This window comes from Streptomyces sp. NPDC026522 (assembly GCF_055567555.1).
Window position 1 is genome coordinate 334,667 of sequence record NZ_JBVHQF010000002.1, and the last position, 17,035, is coordinate 351,701.

Annotated in this window: 17 protein-coding genes; 3 read left to right on the forward strand and 14 right to left on the reverse strand. The window is 72.5% G+C overall.

What is annotated here, in order from left to right:
* Positions 1-9 precede the first annotated feature (9 nt).
* The 4 genes from ACZ4M3_RS06095 to ACZ4M3_RS06110 are packed head-to-tail and all read right to left on the reverse strand — an operon-like array spanning position 10 to position 4,516.
* Positions 10-624: a hypothetical protein gene (locus ACZ4M3_RS06095; RefSeq protein ID WP_467730428.1), complete on the reverse strand. Its 615-nt coding sequence runs from the start codon at positions 622-624 to the stop codon at positions 10-12.
* Positions 611-2,224, reverse strand: a complete 1,614-nt coding sequence (locus ACZ4M3_RS06100; RefSeq protein WP_467730429.1) for a substrate-binding domain-containing protein — start codon at positions 2,222-2,224, stop codon at positions 611-613. The genes ACZ4M3_RS06095 and ACZ4M3_RS06100 overlap by 14 nt, the downstream gene beginning before the upstream one ends.
* Complete coding sequence (locus tag ACZ4M3_RS06105; RefSeq protein ID WP_467730430.1) at positions 2,221-3,420, reverse strand: toxic anion resistance protein; 1,200 nt, start codon at positions 3,418-3,420, stop codon at positions 2,221-2,223. Before ACZ4M3_RS06105 ends, ACZ4M3_RS06100 begins: the two co-directional genes overlap by 4 nt.
* Positions 3,421-3,430: 10 nt before the next feature.
* Positions 3,431-4,516, reverse strand: coding sequence for a hypothetical protein (locus ACZ4M3_RS06110; protein ID WP_467730431.1), 1,086 nt, complete (start codon positions 4,514-4,516; stop codon positions 3,431-3,433).
* 143 nt (positions 4,517-4,659) lie between these two features.
* Between ACZ4M3_RS06110 and ACZ4M3_RS06115 the strand changes: the two genes are divergently transcribed.
* The gene (locus ACZ4M3_RS06115; RefSeq protein WP_467730432.1) at positions 4,660-5,085 is read left to right on the forward strand and encodes a hypothetical protein; all 426 of its coding nucleotides are present in this window, start codon (positions 4,660-4,662) and stop codon (positions 5,083-5,085) included.
* Between the two features lie 48 nt (positions 5,086-5,133).
* On the opposite strand, the gene ACZ4M3_RS06120 is transcribed toward ACZ4M3_RS06115, so the two are convergent.
* From ACZ4M3_RS06120 to ACZ4M3_RS06155, 8 genes are all read right to left on the reverse strand, one after another.
* A complete protein-coding gene (locus ACZ4M3_RS06120) occupies positions 5,134-5,541 on the reverse strand; it encodes an SCO4983 family protein (RefSeq protein WP_467730433.1) in 408 nt (135 codons plus the stop codon).
* Between the two features lie 114 nt (positions 5,542-5,655).
* A complete protein-coding gene (locus tag ACZ4M3_RS06125) occupies positions 5,656-6,867 on the reverse strand; it encodes a pyridoxal phosphate-dependent aminotransferase (RefSeq protein WP_467730434.1) in 1,212 nt (403 codons plus the stop codon).
* A 207-nt stretch (positions 6,868-7,074) separates the two neighbouring features.
* On the reverse strand, positions 7,075-7,449 hold the full coding sequence (locus ACZ4M3_RS06130; RefSeq protein ID WP_467730435.1) for a DUF6083 domain-containing protein: 375 nt from the start codon (positions 7,447-7,449) through the stop codon (positions 7,075-7,077).
* A gap of 73 nt (positions 7,450-7,522) precedes the next feature.
* On the reverse strand, positions 7,523-7,984 hold the full coding sequence (locus tag ACZ4M3_RS06135) for a nitroreductase/quinone reductase family protein (protein ID WP_467730436.1): 462 nt from the start codon (positions 7,982-7,984) through the stop codon (positions 7,523-7,525).
* A gap of 83 nt (positions 7,985-8,067) precedes the next feature.
* Positions 8,068-8,262: a hypothetical protein gene (locus ACZ4M3_RS06140; RefSeq protein WP_467730437.1), complete on the reverse strand. Its 195-nt coding sequence runs from the start codon at positions 8,260-8,262 to the stop codon at positions 8,068-8,070.
* Between the two features lie 91 nt (positions 8,263-8,353).
* Positions 8,354-9,364 carry a YdcF family protein gene (locus ACZ4M3_RS06145; protein WP_467730438.1) on the reverse strand — a complete coding sequence of 337 codons (1,011 nt, stop codon included), beginning with the start codon at positions 9,362-9,364 and terminating at the stop codon, positions 8,354-8,356.
* A 45-nt stretch (positions 9,365-9,409) separates the two neighbouring features.
* Complete coding sequence (locus tag ACZ4M3_RS06150) at positions 9,410-10,969, reverse strand: N-acyl-D-amino-acid deacylase family protein (protein ID WP_467730439.1); 1,560 nt, start codon at positions 10,967-10,969, stop codon at positions 9,410-9,412.
* 7 nt (positions 10,970-10,976) lie between these two features.
* The gene (locus ACZ4M3_RS06155) at positions 10,977-12,257 is read right to left on the reverse strand and encodes an amino acid deaminase (RefSeq protein ID WP_467730440.1); all 1,281 of its coding nucleotides are present in this window, start codon (positions 12,255-12,257) and stop codon (positions 10,977-10,979) included.
* Positions 12,258-12,395: 138 nt separating this feature from the next.
* On the opposite strand from ACZ4M3_RS06155, the gene ACZ4M3_RS06160 reads away from it, so the two are divergent.
* Positions 12,396-13,160, forward strand: a complete 765-nt coding sequence (locus ACZ4M3_RS06160; protein ID WP_467730441.1) for an IclR family transcriptional regulator — start codon at positions 12,396-12,398, stop codon at positions 13,158-13,160.
* Between the two features lie 14 nt (positions 13,161-13,174).
* Positions 13,175-13,585 carry a RidA family protein gene (locus tag ACZ4M3_RS06165; RefSeq protein WP_467730442.1) on the forward strand — a complete coding sequence of 137 codons (411 nt, stop codon included), beginning with the start codon at positions 13,175-13,177 and terminating at the stop codon, positions 13,583-13,585.
* Between the two features lie 61 nt (positions 13,586-13,646).
* On the opposite strand, the gene ACZ4M3_RS06170 is transcribed toward ACZ4M3_RS06165, so the two are convergent.
* Positions 13,647-14,984: a M14 family metallopeptidase gene (locus ACZ4M3_RS06170; RefSeq protein ID WP_467730443.1), complete on the reverse strand. Its 1,338-nt coding sequence runs from the start codon at positions 14,982-14,984 to the stop codon at positions 13,647-13,649.
* A 140-nt stretch (positions 14,985-15,124) separates the two neighbouring features.
* Positions 15,125-16,819, reverse strand: coding sequence for a chitinase (locus ACZ4M3_RS06175; RefSeq protein ID WP_467730444.1), 1,695 nt, complete (start codon positions 16,817-16,819; stop codon positions 15,125-15,127).
* Positions 16,820-17,035 lie beyond the last annotated feature (216 nt).

Below are 17,035 nucleotides of genomic sequence, written 5' to 3' on the forward strand. Positions count from 1 at the left end.
CCTGCCCGGTCAGGACCGGCCCCGGTCCTCCAGGTAGGTGGTGTGCGTCTGCTGACGGCGGGCCTCCGCTTCCCGGAGGCCCGCCGTCACGCGTTCCGCCTCGTCGAGCAGGGCGGACAGCTGCCGCTCCAGGTGCCGCTCCGGCGACTCGCCGCCCGGGGTGAGCCGGTTCCACCAGCGGGTGCGGTGGTAGCTGTCCACGCATTCGGGGACGTCCAGCCGGATCGCCCGGGACAGCGCGTGCACCGCCTCCGGCTCCGTGGCCAGTACCTCCGCCACCCAGCCAGGATCCAGTAGCGCCTCGTACAGCTCCAGCAGTTCACTCAGCTTCCCCCCGGCCGCCGGTGGCAGCTCCACCTCCGCCACGTACTCCCGGAGCCGGGCGAAGTCCGCCCGCAAGGCCTCCAGTTCCTGCGCCGGCGGCGGGAAGGCGGGCAGCGAGACGCGCCGCGGCGGGGCCAGCAGCGCCCCCGCGCCGTACAGGGCCAGGACCACCAGCGGCCCGAAGCCCCCCGCCGACCCGGTCAGGGCCAGGCCCACGCCGGCCAGCCCGCACACGCAGCCCGCCAGGTTCTTCCCCGACTCCAGGTAGGCCAGCACCCGGCTCCCGCTACTGGTAGCCACGGATCTCCTCGAACGCGCCGTCCAGCGAGCCGTTGGTGCCGGTCGCGTCGAACAGCCGGCCGCCCGTCAGCTCGCTGATGTGGGTCAGTTCCTTGCGGTCGGAGTCGCCGAACAGCACCGCGAAGACGGGGGTGTGCTTCTGCCCGTCCGGCAGCCCGGCGTAGAAGGAGTCGAAGTCCTGCACCTTGTCCCCGCTCTGCCCGTCGGTCATCAGCACGATCGAGGTGAACGCGTCGGCGTTCCCCTTCCCCAGGTGCTGGTAGGCCGCCTTGAGGCTGCCGTACACGGCCGTGCCGCCCTCCGGTTCGAGCGCGTCCACGTCCTTGCGGATGGCGTCCAGGGCCGACCCCGGATCGCCGGGTTCCACGACGTGCGTGAGCACCTTCTTCACCTCGTCGGCGAAGGGCAGCAGCGTCACCTCCTCGCGGTCCCGGAACCGCCGGCCCGGCCCCGAACTGCCGGTGCCCGTCAGGTCCCTCAGCGCCGACTTCAGGCGTCCGATCCGGTTCTCGTCTTCCATGGAGCCCGAGGTGTCCAGGACGTACACCGTCCGCGAGGGCCGGCGCAGTTCGTTCTCGTACGAGGCCAGCAGCCCGTCGGCGACCGCCCGCGAGCCCGGGAAGGGCAGCTCGCGCCGCTTCTCCTCGCCCAGTCCGGCGGCCGGGGCCACCCCCGGGGTCACCGGGCGCCGGAACGTCTTCTCGGTGATCGCCTTCTGCGCGTCCACACCCCGCAGGTACTCCGTCAGGGCCCGGCCCGCGTCCCGCGCCCCGACCGGCGCCGAGGACAGCAGGGTCAGCGGGTAGTGCGCCGTGACCACCCCGTCGCGCGGGCGGATCACCGTGAGGGGCTCCTTCGCCCCGCTGTTCATCGACAGCAGCACCGACTCGTAGTTGACCAGCGCGTCGACGTCGCCGCGCCGCCCGTACGCCGTGGCCAGCCAGCCGGAGGAGCCGGAGGTCAGCTTCTGCCCGGTGAAGAACTCCTTCAGCTTCGGCCGGGCCGTCGCCACGTCCGCCTCCGTCAGCGCCGCCTGCGCGCCCGACAGCCCGGAGGCCACCGAGACCAGCGCGGAGAAACCGGAGTTGGAGCGCACCGGATCGGTCATCCCGTACGTCAGCTTCCCGGCGGCGACGGCCTCGTGGACCGCCGACCAGGTCACTTCCTCGGGCTTCCAGCCCAGCCGGGCCACCGCCTGCGGCTTGACCCCGATCGCGACGGGCGAGGACATCACCGGCGTCTCGCTGCTCAGCTTCCCGGCCACCTCGGGCCGCAGCCGCAGGTAGTCGTTGGAGGACAGCCAGATCGCGTCGAACTTCCCGTCCGCCTTGCCGGAGGCCACCTGCTCGGCCGCGTCCAGCGTGCCCGACCAGGTGAACTCGACGGTCACCCCGGTGGCCGCCTTCGCGGCCTTCAGCACCGGCTCCATGTCGGAGAGTTCGCTGGACGCCAGCACGCGCAGCGTGCCCGGCCGGTACGGCGAAGTGCCGGACTTCCCCGGAGCGGGGGCCGGGTCCTCGGAGGTACAGGCCGTCGCCGCCGCCAGGGTGGTCAGCGCGAGCGCCGCCCACAGCGCCCGGCGCAGCCGCGAGCCGCTCACTGGACCCCTCCTTCGAGGACCCCGGCGGTGCGGGTGCGCGCCAGGTACGCCGAGGCGCTCTGCAACTCGCCCGTCAGGGACTCCACCGTCGCCGCCATGGACTCCGTCGCCTCCACCTTGAAGGTGTCGATCGCGTCCAGCGTCGTGTAGATCTGCGCGAAGGCCGCGCGCAGCGTCTCCGCGCCCACGGCCGGGTCCGCCGCGATCCGCTGGATGTCCCCGCTCTGCGTGGCCAGCATCCCCGCGTTGCCCCGGATCAGGTCCTCGGTGGTGCCGCGCAGGCCGTCGACCTGTTCGGTGACCTTGCGCTGGTTCTCCAGTGCCGAGGCCAGCATCACCGCGATGCGCAGCGCCGACACCGTGGTGGTCGCCGCCCGGTCCACGCCCTTGATGAGCTCGTCGTTGTTGCGCCGCACCACGTCCATCGCCAGGTAGCCCTGCGCGCAGACGGCCAGCTGGGTGAGCAGGTCCTGGTGCTTCTGCCGTACGGGGAACAGCACGTCGGCCCGCATCGCGTCCGCCCGTGCGGGGTCGGCCGCCTCGGCCTCGGCGATGCGCTGCTGCACGGCCGCGTCCAGCGCCTCGGTGAGCACCGCGTACTCCTGGAGCTTGCCCATGGTCTCCCACAGGCGGGCCCGTTCGGTGTGCAGGGCCGCGTTGTCCCGGCGCAGCTCGTCCTGGCCGCCGCGCAGTGCGCCGACGATCCGGTGGAGGGTGGCCTGGGAGGTGGCGTACTTGGCCACGTGGTCGCGCAGCCGGTTGCCGCCGGGCAGCTTCGCGAGCAGCCCGCGCACCCCCTTGGCGGGCGTGTCCCGCGGGTCCAGGTCCTCCACGGTGCGCCGCAGTTCCACGAGCGAGCCGGCCACCCGGGACTGGGCGTCGCCGCCGCCGTCGGAGCCGAGGGAGCGCACGGCCCGCTCCAGCATCCGGTTGGACTGCTGGGCGGCGGTGCGGATGTCGGCGCTGCCGAGACGGCCGATCTCCTCGATGCGCTGCGCGAACTCGGGCGAGCGGGTGTCGGTCCCGGCGAGCGAGCCCACGTACTCATCGGCCCGGCGGGCCATCTCGGCGTGCACCTCGTCCCGCAGCGGTACCAGTCCGGCGGCCTGCTCGCGCCGGACGGGGGCGACGGGTTCGGGTGCGGTGAGGACGAGCGGGGCGCCCCCCGCGTCGTCCTCGGGCGGTGTCAGTGTCATACGGGTCCCCCTACTCGCCCTTGGCGCGCGCGGCCAGCGCCATCAGGATCTTCACGGTGGGTGCGCCGACCTGGCGGATGCCGGTCAGGCCCGGGTTGAGGTACGCGGCGTGCGGGGCGGTGGCGGCGGTGAACTCGGCCACCCCCTCCTGCGGGCGGAACCCGTGCCGGACGGCCAGGGCGCGCAGCTTCGGGTCGGTGGCCAGCAGCGAGCCGAGGTCCTTGGCCTTGTCGCTGATCGGCACGAAGGTGTGGGGGGAGTTGACGGTGGTGTCCGGGTAGAGCACCACCATGGAGTCGATTTCGGCGCCGCCCTGCTTCTGCAGCAGCAGCGAGGCGACCTGGGCCTCGTACACCAGGATCAGCGGTTCGCCGCTGCCGCTGACGAAGGCCCGGAACGGGTCGTCCGTGCTGGGTTCCAGGGCCCCTTGGACCGAGATCAGATTGCGCATCAGCGGCGCGGTCCGCTCGATCCCCGCGTCGTCGGCGACGACGCTCTGGTTGTTGGCGACGTTGGAGGTCGCGGCGAGGAACAGCGCGCCCGAGTTGGAGGTGGCGGGATCGGTGGTCTTGATGAACACCGTGCCCGTCAGTTCGGGGTAGGGGGCACTGCCCTGGAGCTGCTGCCAGGTGCGGTCCTCGGCGGCGGCCTTGAGGTAGGGGCCCATCAGGAGGGTGCCGGAGTTCTTGCCGGTCATCTTCGCCAGGCCGTTGTCGGCCAGCACCTTCGCGGCGCCCGGGCGGGCGAGTACGACGAGCGGCGAGAAGAACGGCCGGGCCGTCTGGGCTCCTTTCAGCCCTGCCGAGGTCTCGATCTCCTTGGCGGGTTCACTGCTGCTGGGGAAGGCGAAGTCGAACTCCTTGAGGGCGAGCTGGTTCATCGCCCAGGAGCCGGAGGTCTCCGTCTTGACGGTGTAGCCCTTGTCCGCGAGGGCCTTGACGACGTCGGGGTCACGGAAGAAGTCGGACTTCTCCGAGCCGATGACGCCGCGCACGGTCTTCGTTGCCGTGGTGTCCGGTCCGAGCCCCCCGACGACGACGGCGGCAACGCCGCCGATCAGGAGGACCGCCAGAGCGATTCCGAGGATGCGTCTCACGGATGCAGGCTGCTCGCGGAAACCCACATTCCGCGACGGGTTGGGTGAACGCCGGGTGGCCAAGCGGTCCCACTTCGAAATGCTGTGTGACACCGCGGGTGCTGGTGGGCCGGGCGGGCGCCGGGAAGGATCGGGCCATGGGCGTGAGCGCGTTGAAGTGGCAGGGCTGGCTGGTCGGCCTGGTGGTGGTGGCCGGGCTCCTGGTGTTCGCCCCGCTGGGCCTGTACGTGTGGGCCAGCGGCGGCGGGACCGGCGCGGTCCCACCCGAGCGGCCGGCGGTGCAGGACGTACGCGTCACCGGGTGCCGGGTCGAACCGGCGAGCCGACGGGTGGTGGCGACGGTCGAGGTGACGGGGCGCGCCACCGGCCGCGGGGCCTACGTCGTCACGGTCGAGTTCCGCGAGAGCGCGGACCCGGCGCCGGGCACCCGGGCGGCCCAGGCGCTGGTACGGATCCCGGGCGTGGCCCCGGGGGCGGTGGAACGCGGTGAAGCGGTCGGGCCGGTGTGGCCGGCCGCGCGGGTCCCGTGGTGCGGGGTGGCGGCGGCGCAGTTCACGCCGTCACCCTGAGGTGTGTGGCGCCCGGTCCGGAGCCTCCGCGGCCCCGGACCGGGGCCGTCAGTGGGCGCCGGCCCGGTCCTGGGACTCCAGGGCGGCGGCGTGGGCGTCCATGCGCTCGGCGGCGAGGATCGCGACGGTGGTGTCGGCCCGGGACGCGGCGACGAGCAGCGCCCGGCCGGCGAGGTCGTGGGCCCGGCGGTGCAGCTCGGCGGGGTCCTTCGACCGGTCGTGGGCCGACGGCTCGTGGGCCGCCCGGGCGGGGCGGGCCCCGCGCAGCCGGGCGACCTGGTCGGCGATGCGGGCGGCGGCGTCGCCGAGCCCGAGCTCGTCGGTGACGGCGAGGAGCGCCGCGAGGTGGCCGGCGAGCTGGATGTCCAGGGCTTCGCCACGGCTGCGGTGCGGGTAGTCGGTGCGGCCGCCGGGCATGCGGTGGACGACCGACTTGGTGCGGATCGGCTCGTACATGAGGAGGCCTCCTGCGGGGTCAGGAGACCATCCTACATTGGATCCGTTCTAAAGTTGTGCTCGATCCGGCGAGACTCAAGTCTCCGGCGAGTCCCCGGAGAGCCGGCAGCAGACCTAGAGCTGGCCGTAGCCGTCCAGGAAGTTCCCGATCCGGGTGACCGCGTCCGCCAGGTCCTTGGTGTTCGGCAGCGTGACGATCCGGAAGTGGTCGGGCTCCGGCCAGTTGAAGCCGGTGCCGTGCACCACCATGATCTTCTCGGCCCGCAGCAGGTCCAGGACCATCTGCCGGTCGTCCTTGATCTTGTGGACCGCCGGGTCCAGCTTCGGGAACAGGTACAGCGCTCCCTTGGGCTTCACGCAGCTGATGCCGGGGATCTGCGTCAGCAGGTCGTACGCCGTGTCGCGCTGCTCGCGCAGCCGCCCGCCGGGCAGCACCAGGTCGTTGATCGACTGGCGGCCCCCGAGCGCGGTGGCGACGGCGTGCTGCGACGGCATGTTGGCGCACAGCCGCATGTTCGCCAGGATCGTCAGGCCCTCGATGTACGAGGAGGCGTGCTTCTTGGGGCCGCAGACCGCCATCCAGCCGGCCCGGTACCCGGCGACGCGGTAGTTCTTGGAGAGCCCGTTGAAGGTGAGGGTCAGCACGTCCGGCGCGATCGCGGCGGTGTTCGTGTGGGTGGTCCCGTCGTACAGGATCCGGTCGTAGATCTCGTCCGAGCAGACGACCAGGTTGTGGCGGCGCGCGATGTCGGTCAGGCCACGCAGCATCTCGTCGTCGTAGACGGCGCCGGTCGGATTGTTCGGGTTGATGATCACGAGCGCGCGGGTGCGGTCGGTGATCTTGCGCTCGATGTCGGCCAGGTCCGGCATCCAGTCGGACTGCTCGTCGCACCGGTAGTGCACGGCGGTGCCGCCGGCCAGGCTGACCGAGGCCGTCCACAGCGGGTAGTCCGGCGCCGGGACCAGTACCTCGTCCCCGTCGTCCAGCAGCGCCTGCATGGACATCTGGATCAGCTCGGAGACGCCGTTGCCGAGGTAGACGTCCTCGACGTCCAGCTCGATGCCCTTGGTCTGGTAGTGCTGCATGACCGCGCGCCGCGCGGAGAGCAGCCCCTTCGCGTCCCCGTACCCGTGGGCGGTGCCCAGGTTGCGGAGCATGTCCTCGAGGATCTCCGGCGGGCACTCGAAGCCGAAGGCCGCGGGGTTGCCGGTGTTCAGCTTGAGGATGCGATGACCTGCCGCTTCGAGCCGCATCGCCTCTTCGAGGACGGGTCCGCGGATCTCGTAGCAGACGTTGGCGAGTTTCGTTGACTGGATCACCTGCATGACGGGAGCTTACGGTCCCGGCGGCGGTCGCGCCGCTTCATTCCCGCACCTTCCTGCGGGTCTGTTTGTCCTGTTTCGGGAGATGCGGAGGTCAAGGCCCGCACCCTCCTTGGAAACCGTGGCCCACCCCGTACTTCGCCCTGCGGAACGACTTTCTTTCCGGCCCCGCCGGCCGTCCCGGTGTTGCGCTCGTCACCCCCGCGGCGGCTACGAGCGGCCGCAGCGGGCCGCCGCGTGCTGCCAGAGGTGGCGCAGGTACGGGTGGCGGGGGGCGGGGCGGGCCGGGCAGATGTCGAAGTGCGTGACCCGGCAGTCGTCGGTGGGCGCGGCCGCGCCGAGGTGCACGGCCGTGCCGTCGGAGCCGATCCGGTAGCGGCCGGCCGGCGGGACCAGGTGGTACGGCACGCTCCCGGGCTGCATCAGGATCCACCGGCCGTGCCCCGTGCGGTGCCACAGCGCGGCACCGCCGCAGTCGCGGCACGTGGCGGGGCGGCCCGCGCGCCCGTCGGGCCCGCCGATCGCGGCCAGGGCGCCGGCCAGCACCTCGCCCACCGCGATCGGCGTACCGGGATCATCACGCAACGGGGTCCCACCTCCGAGCCGTTGGTAACACGGCACGGGTGCGCGCGACCGCCGTACGGGGGACCGGTCACCCTTACGGGTGATCGAACCGGTCCAGGATCACCAGCGGCACCCCGCCGGGCGCGGCGGCCGCCTGGTGGTCCTCGTACGCGGGCCAGAGCGCGGTCAGTGCCTCCCAGTAGGTCTCCCGCTCCACCGCGTCCGCCGTGCGGGCCAGCGCCTGGCAGGAGAGCGCGCCGACCTGGAGCCGTACCTCGGGGTGGGCGGTGAGGCGCGCGTACCACTGCGGGACCGGCGCGCCCGGGGCCCGGCCGGCGGCCACGACGAGGTGCCGGCCGCCGTCGCGGACGTAGATCAGCGGGGTGCGCACGGTGCGGCCGCGGGCGCGGTCGACCGTGGTCAGCAGGAGGGTCGGGACTCCGTGCCAGAGGTGGCCGTCGAGGCCCCCCGAGCCCACGTAGGCCCGTACGTGGTCCAGGGCGCGGCCCGGTCCCGGGTCGGTGGGGTGGTCCCAGTCGATGGTGACGGTCTGCATCACGGCGTCCTCCGGCTTCAGGCCCCCCGCGGCCTAACGACGCCCGGCGCCGGGTGGTTGCGCGTCCGGGACCTGCCCCGTACTTACGGCAGGTAGCGTTCGATGACCGAAGGACCCTCCCGCTCGATCATCTGCCGGGCCTTCTCGATCCGCTCCGGAGTCGGGTCGGCGCCCGTCGCCATGACGAGGTCCTCGGGGTCGTAAGGCCGCTCGCCGCCGGTCCACAGCTTGGACGGGCGGTCCGCGTGCTGGGGCTGCTGGTCCGATTCACGTTCCATCGCGTACCTCCTCGGGGGTGTCCCCGTTTCCCATCATCCTCCGGCGCCCGCGCCATGAACGCACGTCGGCAACCACGGATCCGCGCCGCCCTCAGTGCACCACCAGCGTCAGCACCACACCCAGCGCGAACAGGGACCCGCAGACGGCCAGGTTGACCCCCTTGTGCTCCATGAACACCGCCGCAAACTCGCGGATCGTCGCGCTCGGCCAGAAGTACGCGGCCGTCGGCGAACCCAGCACCTGCCCGTTGACCCCGGCCTTGCGGGCCATCATGGCCGCGCGGAAGGCGTGGAAGTTGTTGGTCACGACCACGCACCGGTAGCCCGGAGTGGCCTCGGACATGATCGCCGCGCTCAGGGAGAGGTTCTCCTCCGTCGTACGGGACCGGTCCTCCAGGCGGATGTGCTCGGCGGGGACCCCGTCCGCGATCAGCCAGTCCGCCATGGCCCGCGCCTCGGCGACCTTCTCGTCCGACCCCTTCCCGCCCGACGGCAGCAGCACCGGCGCCGCGCCGCCCCGGGCGCGCTGGGCCTCGTAGATCTGCCGGCCCTTGCGCAGCCGGGAGGCCAGCAGCGGCGGCACGCGGTCGCCGCCGACCAGGCCGGAGCCCAGCATGACCACGTAGTCGACGTCGCCGCGCACCTTGATCCGCCCGTAGAGGTAGGCGTAGGCGAGGAAGCAGAGGAAGAGGAACGAGACGTACGCGGCGATCATCACCACCATCGCGGTCATCCCGGCGAGCTTCCCCGAGCCGCTGAGCACGGTGACCAGGGCCAGCGCGAGCACCCCGAAGATCGCGAGCCCGGCCAGCATGGACAGCAGGTTGCCGAGGCTGCGGCCCTCCTTGCGCACCATCGTCACCCCGTTGGCGACCAGGAAGCAGGCCAGCGCCACCACCCCCACCGCCGGGAGCAGGAACACGGCGGCCACCAGGGCCACCGCGAGCCCCCGCGGCAGCTGCGCGATCCGCGACAGCAGCCCCAGCGCCAGGCTGATGAACGTGAGTCCCAGCAGGACGGCGTTCCGGAAGCGCCGGCGGTCCTCCCGCACACTCAGGCAGAAGAAGACGAACAGCGCCGCGGCCGGGGCAAAAGCGATCATGGCGGTCATCGTAGGCGCCGCACGTGAACCGGCCGCGGGCCGCCCTCAGGGGGTCCTGCGGACCGCCCGCCCCGCCAGGACGTCCGTCCTGCGGCCGTCGCGCATCACGAAGCGACCGTCGATCAGCACGTGCGGGATACCGGTCGGCAGCGCCCGGGGGTTCTCGTACGTCGACCCGGCGGCGACCGTGTCCGCGTCGAAGAGCACCAGGTCGGCGCGGTAGCCGGGGCGGACCAGCCCCCGGTCGGGCAGCCGCAGCCGGGCCGCCGGGCGGCCCGCGAGGTGCGCCACGCACTCCTCCAGGGACAGGACGCCCAGCTCGCGCACGTACCGGCCGAGGTAGTGCGGGAACGTCCCGTACGCCCTCGGGTGGGGCTTCGCGCCCTGGAGGATGCCGTCGGAGCCGCCGGTGTGCGCGGGGTGGCGCATGATCGCCCGGACGTTCTCCTCGTGACCCACGTGCTGGATGACCGCGGGCCGCAGCCGGTCGCCGAGCAGCAGCCGCCGCGCCTCGTCCCAGCCGCGCAGGCGGGTGCCGACGTAGCCGCCGAAGGCGGGGTCCCCGACGCCGGACACCTCGATCGTCGACCAGTCCACCGGCACCCCGTGGCAGCCGTCGGAGCCTTCGGCCTCCAGCGCGTACCGGATCCGCTCGGCCTCGCGGTCGTCGCGCAGCCGGGCCAGCACGGCCTCGGGGCCGCCCGCGCCCGCCCAGCTCGGCAGCAGGGCGGCGAGCGTGGTGCACCCGGGGGTGTACGGGTAGCTGTCCAGGGTGAGGTCGGCGCCCTCGGCCAGCGCCCGGTCGAGGAGGGCGAGGAGTTCCCCCGCCCGGCCGCGGTTCTCGGCGAAGTTCATGGTCGCGTGCGCGAGGTGCAGGGCGCAGCCCGCCGCGCGGGTCAGGGCGATCACCTCGGCGTACGCGGCCAGGGCGCCGCGCCCGTACGAGCGGTGGTGCGGGCAGTAGTAGCCGCCGTACCGCGCCACCACCCGGCACAGCTCGGTCAGTTCGGCGTCCCCGGCGTACATGCCGGGGGTGTAGGTGAGCCCGGAGGACATTCCGACGGCGCCCTCGGCCAGGCCGTCCGCGACGAGCGTGCGCATCCGGTCGAGCTCGGCGGGGGTGGCCGGGCGGTCGTCCCAGCCCACCGCGTACGCGCGCACGGTGCCCTGCGGGACGAGGTAGGCGGCGTTGACCGCGATGCCGGTGGAGTCGAGCCGGTCCAGGTACCCGCCGACGGTGCGCCAGCCGAAGTCGGCGTCGTCCCCGGGGCCGTTCCAGCCCGCGATCGCGGCCCGGACCCCGGCGAGGGTGCGGTCGTCGGCGGGCGCGTAGGAAAGGCCGTCCTGGCCGAGGACCTCCAGGGTCACGCCCTGGGCCGCCTTCGCGCTGTGGTCGGGATCGCGCAGCAGGGCCAGGTCGCTGTGGGCGTGCATGTCCACGAAGCCGGGGGCCAGCACCAGGCCGTGCGCGTCCAGGGTGCGCCGGCCGCCCGTCCGGATCCGGCCGATCGCCTCGATCCGGCCCTCGTGGACCGCTACGTCCGCGGTGTACGAGGGGCCGCCCGTGCCGTCCACGACCCGGGCGCCCCGGACCACCAGGTCCACCGCGGACCTAGAAGAAGGTGCGGACGTAGTCGCCGACCGTGCCGTCCGCCTCCACCACCGGGATCAGCGGCCACTTCTCGAAGATGGTGCAGGGGTGGGACATGCCCAGCGCCACCCAGTCGCCCACCTGGAGGTCGTCGGCCGAGTCGGTCTCCAGCCAGGCGTGCTGGTCGGACAGCTTGACCACCTTGATGCCGGTGGCGGGCCGCTCGGCGCCGTCGAGCGGGTCGCGCACCAGCTCCGCCTCGGGCAGCCCGAGGTCGTACGCGATGTCGCGCTTGCCGGCGTTGACGAACGCCTGGGTGGGGGAGGGGCGGGAGACGACCTGCGTCCAGAGCCGGAACGCCGGGCGCAGCGCACCCTCTTCGGGAAGGCGGTTGAAGGGCGTCAGCCGGGTGTACCAGCCGTGGTCGTGGGAGACGTACGCGCCCGAGCGCAGCAGCCGCAGCGCCGGCCGGGACAGCTCCGGAAGCTCCGCGAACACATCGGCGACGGCGTCGAACCAGGAGGAGCCGCCCGCGCTCACGACGATCTCCGCCACGTCCGGGGAGAACCGGCCCGCCTTGTCGAACTCGACGGCGAGCCCGGTGAGCCGGCGCAGGTACGCGTGTACGGACTCGGGGTCCGCCCCGGGCACCTCGGCCTCGTACCCGGCGACGCCGACCAGGCGCAGGGTGTCGCTCTGCGCGACGGCGTCGGCGACGGCCCGGCAGTCGTCCTCGGTACGGGCGCCCGTACGGGCCCCTTCCCCGGCGCCGAGTTCCACGACGACGTCGACGGTGGCGCCCCGGCCCGCCAGGGCGCGGTCCATGAGCCGGACGCCGCGCACGGAGTCGACGTAGCAGACGAAACGGAACGCGGGGTCGGCGGCGAGTTCGGTGGCCACCCAGTGCAGGGCGGCGGGGTCGACGAGCTCGTTGGCGAGGAAGATCCGCTGGATGCCGAACGCGCGGTAGACGCGGGCCTGGTGCGGTACGGCGGCGGTGATGCCCCAGGCGCCGTGCTCCAGTTGGCGCCGGAACAGCTGGGGGGCCATGCAGGTCTTGCCGTGCGGCGCGAAGGACAGCCCGTGGCGCCGGGCGTACGTCTCCAGGGCGGCCAGGTTGTGGGCGAGCGCGTCCGCGTCGAGGGTGAGGACGGGGGTGGTGAAGCCGCCCGCGAACAGGTCGCGGCGCTCGGCCGCGAGCTGGCCGACGGTCAGCGCGGAGCGTTCCGCATCCGGCGGGAGGCCCTTGAAGCGGTGGTCCACCGGTTCGTCGGCGAGCCGTCGGACTGCGTCGCTGCCCATGCGGATTCCTCTCGCGTTGCGCTGTGCGCAACGTTCGTTGCAGATGGTGCCCGTTGCTGTCTAACATCCCCGGAGACGACGGGTCAACGGGGGCCGGTTCCCCGGGCCCCGTCGCGACGGCGCGCGAAGGGACGGGGCGTGAGCCAGTCGGTGGAGCGGGCGCTGCGCATCCTGCCCGCCCTGGCCAAGGGCCCGGCCGGGCTCGGCGCGGTGGCGGACGCGCTCGGCGTGCACAAGAGCACCGCCCTGCGCCTGCTGCGCACCCTGCGCGCCCACGGGTTCGTCTACCGCCAGCCCGACGGCCGCTACCGGCTCGGCGCGGCGCTGTTCGCCCTCGCCGCCGAAGCCGTGGAGCACCTCGACGTCCGCGAGGTCGCCCGCCCGCACCTGGCGGAGCTGAACCGGCTCACCGGCCACACCGTGCACATGGCCGTCCACCAGGACGGCGAGGTCGTGTACGTGGACAAGGTCGACAGCCGCTACCCGGTCCGGATGCACTCCCGGATCGGCCGGCCCGTCCCGCTCACCGTGGCCGCCGTCGCGAAGGTGCTGCTGGCCGACCTCCCGCAGGGCGAACGGGAAGCCCTCGCGGCGCGGCTCGACTACCCCCGCCACACCGCCCGCTCCACACCCGGCGCGGCGGCCTTCCTGCGCGAGCTGGCCCTCGTACGGGACCAGGGCTGGGCCGCCGACCTGGGCGGCCACGAGGAGTCCCTGAACTGCGTCGGCGCGCCCGTGCGCGGGCCGGACGGGCGGGCCGTCGCCGCGCTGTCCCTCTCCGCGCCCGACCGCGCGGCCGCCGCCGACGAGCTGCTCGCACTGCTGCCGCTGGTCCGCCGTACCGCCGAGACCATCGGCCGGGAGTACTCCGCTTCCGCCGACGAACCCCGAGACGACTGCTGACAGGAAGGCGCCCCATGACCGAGAAGACCGCCATCACGCCCGCGACCCACAACGCCCCGCCCGCGAAGTTCTCGCACGGCGTGCGCAAGGGGAACGTCCTCCAGGTCGCGGGCCAGGTCGGCTACCTGCCGTACGTGGAGGGGCAGTCGGCCACCCTGGCCGGGCCGTCGCTGCGCGAGCAGACGCTGCGGACGCTGGAGAACGTCCGCGCCGTGCTGGAAGCGGGCGGCGCGACCTGGGACGACGCGGTGATGATCCGCGTGTACCTGACCGACACCGGCCACTTCGCCGAGATGAACGAGGTCTACAACACGTACTTCGAGGAGCAGGGCCTCAAGGAGGCCCCGGCCGCCCGCACCACGGTCTACGTGGGCCTGCCCGCCGGCCTGCTCGTCGAGATCGACGCGCTGGCCGTCCTCGGGTAGGCCCGAACGGGGCGCCCCCCTGGCGGTGGGGCGCCCCCCGGCCCGTCCGGCCGGCCGTCGGTCAGACGCAGTACTGCGCGGCCTTGCCGATCGACCGGTACATGCAGTCCGCGTTCTCCAGCAGTTGGAGGACGGCTTCCCGGTTGCGCGCCGTCTCGCGGTCGATCACCTCGTCGGGCGGGTAGAAGCCGCCCCCGCCGCCGGTGTCGCTCGGGTACATCTCGAAGGTGTAGGCGAAGATCTTCTGGTTGCCCCACAGCCAGTCGTCGATCGTCCCGTCCGTGATGTACAGGTCGCTCGACTGCTCCGCCGTGTAGCCGTTGCTGGCCGCCATGCCGGTGCCGATCTTCTTGTAGGCGGCGAGGTCGTCGGCGGTCATCCCGGGGGCCGTGTCGTTGTACGTCCACCCGAACGGCCACATGACCAGTTCGCTGTACGTGTGGAAGTCGATGGCGGCCTTGATCTGCTGCTTGCCGCCCACCACGCGGCTGCGGACGAAGTCAGCGACGACCTTCACCTCGGGCGCCGACTCGCCGGCGGAGCCGCGGTAGGTCTCGGAGCTCTTGCTGCCGCTGGAGCCGCCGCAGCAGCCCCACTTGTAGTCCCAGTTCCGGTTCAGGTCCGTGCCGACGTAGGAGGAGCCGGAGTTGGGCTGCCGGTTCTTGCGCCACGAGCGGTAGGAGCCGGAGGCGATGTCGTACTCGCCGCCGTCGGGGTTGAGGTCCGGGACGATCCAGATCTCCCGGCTGTTGACCAGGTTGGTGACGCGGGCGTCGGAGCCGTACTTGGAGCCCAGCTCCTTGATCAGGTACAGGGCCATTTCCACGGTCAGGTGTTCACGGGCGTGCTGGTGGTGGGTGAACAGCACCTCGGGCTCGGCCTCGTCGGTCCCGACGTTGTCGCTGATCTTGACCGCGATGATGTCCCGGCCCTGGTACGACTTCCCGATGACCTGCTTGCTCATGATCGCCGGGTACTGGGCGATGCGCTGGTCGATCTCGGTCGTCGCCTCGGCGTAGTTGTGGTAGTTCGAGTCGGCGGACGGGAAGTCGCTCACTCCCGTGGCCACGCTGCCCAGCGAGCGTTGCGGCGGCCCGGGCAGCGGGGTGACCTGGTAGCCGAGCGCCCGCACGCTCCTGGCCTGGGCCGGGTCCGCGCTGACGACGACGGAGCGGGCGTCCACCTCGTCGATCGATACGCCGGTGCGCAGCAGGGCGGTGCGTTCGGCGGGCGTGGCCGGGCCCTTGACCTCGTACTGGGCGACGGACTCGTCCTGGGTGGCGGTCGAGGGGGCGGGTGGCGGGGCGGCCGTCGCGCTCATCCCGTAGGCGGGTGCGCCGAGGGCCAGGGCCAGGAGGGCCGCCGTGACGGCGGCCCTCCGACGGTTGTGGAGCCGCATGCGTTCTCCTGGGTGGGAGTGTGGGGGTAGCCGTGCGGACGCGCACAGCGTGCTCTCATGGCATGTCCGGGTCAAGAAACCGAAACCGGCCAAAAGCGGTCGGGCCGGTCGGTCCGGTCGGTCACCCCCACACGTACCGCCTACGGGAGCGCGTGCACCTTCGGACCCACCGTGTCGGACCAAGCGCTACCCGCCTTGGCGTCCCAGTTGGTCGACCAGGTCATCGCGCCGCGCAGCCCGGGGTAGGTCTTCGACGGCTTGAAGGAGCCGCAGTTCGTACCGCGCGCCAGACAGTCCAGGGCGTTGTTCACGACGGCCGGTGAGACGTAGCCGCTGCCCGCGCCGCTGGGTGAGGCCGGGACGCCGAGGCCCACCTGCGAGGGATCGAGCCCGCCCTCCAGTTGGATGCAGGCGAGGGCCGTCAGGAAGTCCACCGTCCCCTGGGAGTAGACCTTGCCGTCGCACCCGTTCATCGAGCCGCTGTTGTAGTACTGCATGTTGACGACGGTCAGGATGTCCTTGACGTTCAGCGCCGTCTTGAAATAGCCGCCGGCCGTCGACTGCATGTCGATCGTCTGCGGCGCCATGGTCAGGACGAACGAGGACCCGGCCTTGGCGGACAGGGAGCGCAGCGCCTGCGTCATGTAGGTCGGGTTGAGGCCGTTCTCCAGGTCGATGTCGATGCCGCTGAACCCGTACTCCTGCATCAGCGCGTACGCCGAGTTCGCCAGGTTGGCGGCGGAGGCGGAGTCGTTGACCGAGATGGTGCCCTTCTCGCCGCCGATGGACAGGACCACCGACTTCCCGGCCGCCTTCTTCGCGGCGATGTCCGCCTTGAACTGGGCCGTCGTGTACCCGCCCAGGCCGGCCGAGTCCAGGGTGAAGGAGATGGCGCCGGGCGTGGTCGTGGCGTCGGCGAAGGAGACGGCGATGATGTCGTACTGCGCGGAGACGTCCGAGATCTTCTGGACGGTCGCGCCGTTGTTGAAGTTCTGCCAGTAGCCCGTCAGGGCGTGCTTGGGCACCGACGGGTTCGGGTTCGGGTTGCCGCCGCCGGTGGTGGTGCCGGTCACCGCCGCGGACCTCGGGCCCTCGCCCGCCGCGTTGTACGCGCTCACCTGGAGTGCGTACGAGGTGCCGGCCGCGAGCCCGGTGAGCTGGACGGGTGGCGCGGAGACGGTACGGACGCGGACGCCGTCCTGATACACGTAATAGCCGCTCGCCCCGCTGACCGCGTTCCACGAGAGGGTGAGGGCGTTGCTGCTCTGACCGGAAACGGCGGCCCCCGAGGGCGCGCCGGGGACGCCCGGACCCGGATCGGTGCCGCCGCCCCCGTCCGGGCCGAAGACGCTGAACTCGTCCACGACGTAGGCCGGCTGGCCGTACCAGCCGTGCGTCCAGACGGTGACCTGGGTGGTGTTCGGCCCGGTGGAGAAGGTGGTGGAGAGCTTCTGCCAGCCGCCGCCCGAGCCGGGGGTCCAGGTGGAGACGTCCTGGGTGCCCGTGCCGGTCGCGCCGAGGTACACGTACGAGCCCTGCACCTGCGCGCTGAGCGTGTACGTGGAATTCGGCTTGACCGTGACGGTCTGGGAGCACTGGGCGTTGTCCTGGCCGGCCGGGGTGGCCCTGAGGGCGCCGGAGCCGGAGAAGACGGGGGAGGAGACGGCGGCGCCGCTGCCGCCCGTGCAGGACCAGTTGGCCAGGCCGGACTCGAAGCCACCGTTGCGGGCGACATTGACGTCGGCGGCCTGTGCCGTACCGGCGGTGAGGGCGGTCAGGGCGCCGGCGGCGAGCGTGGCGGCCAGGGGCAGGGCGAGGGAGCGTATGCGGTTCACGAAGGCTCCGGTGGGGGGAGAAGGGGATGTGAACGGGGTGACGGGGGCATGTGGGGGACCCCCGGAGCCAAGTTGGTCCAGACCAATCCCGGTGTCAAGGGTCTGGGCAATGTGGCCTGAAATCAATGCAGTTCACCAGGGAACCCGGTCCCTGTTGTCCCGGTTTCCGGCCACCTGCGACATGTGCTCGCGGCACGGGAATCACCAAGGCCCTGC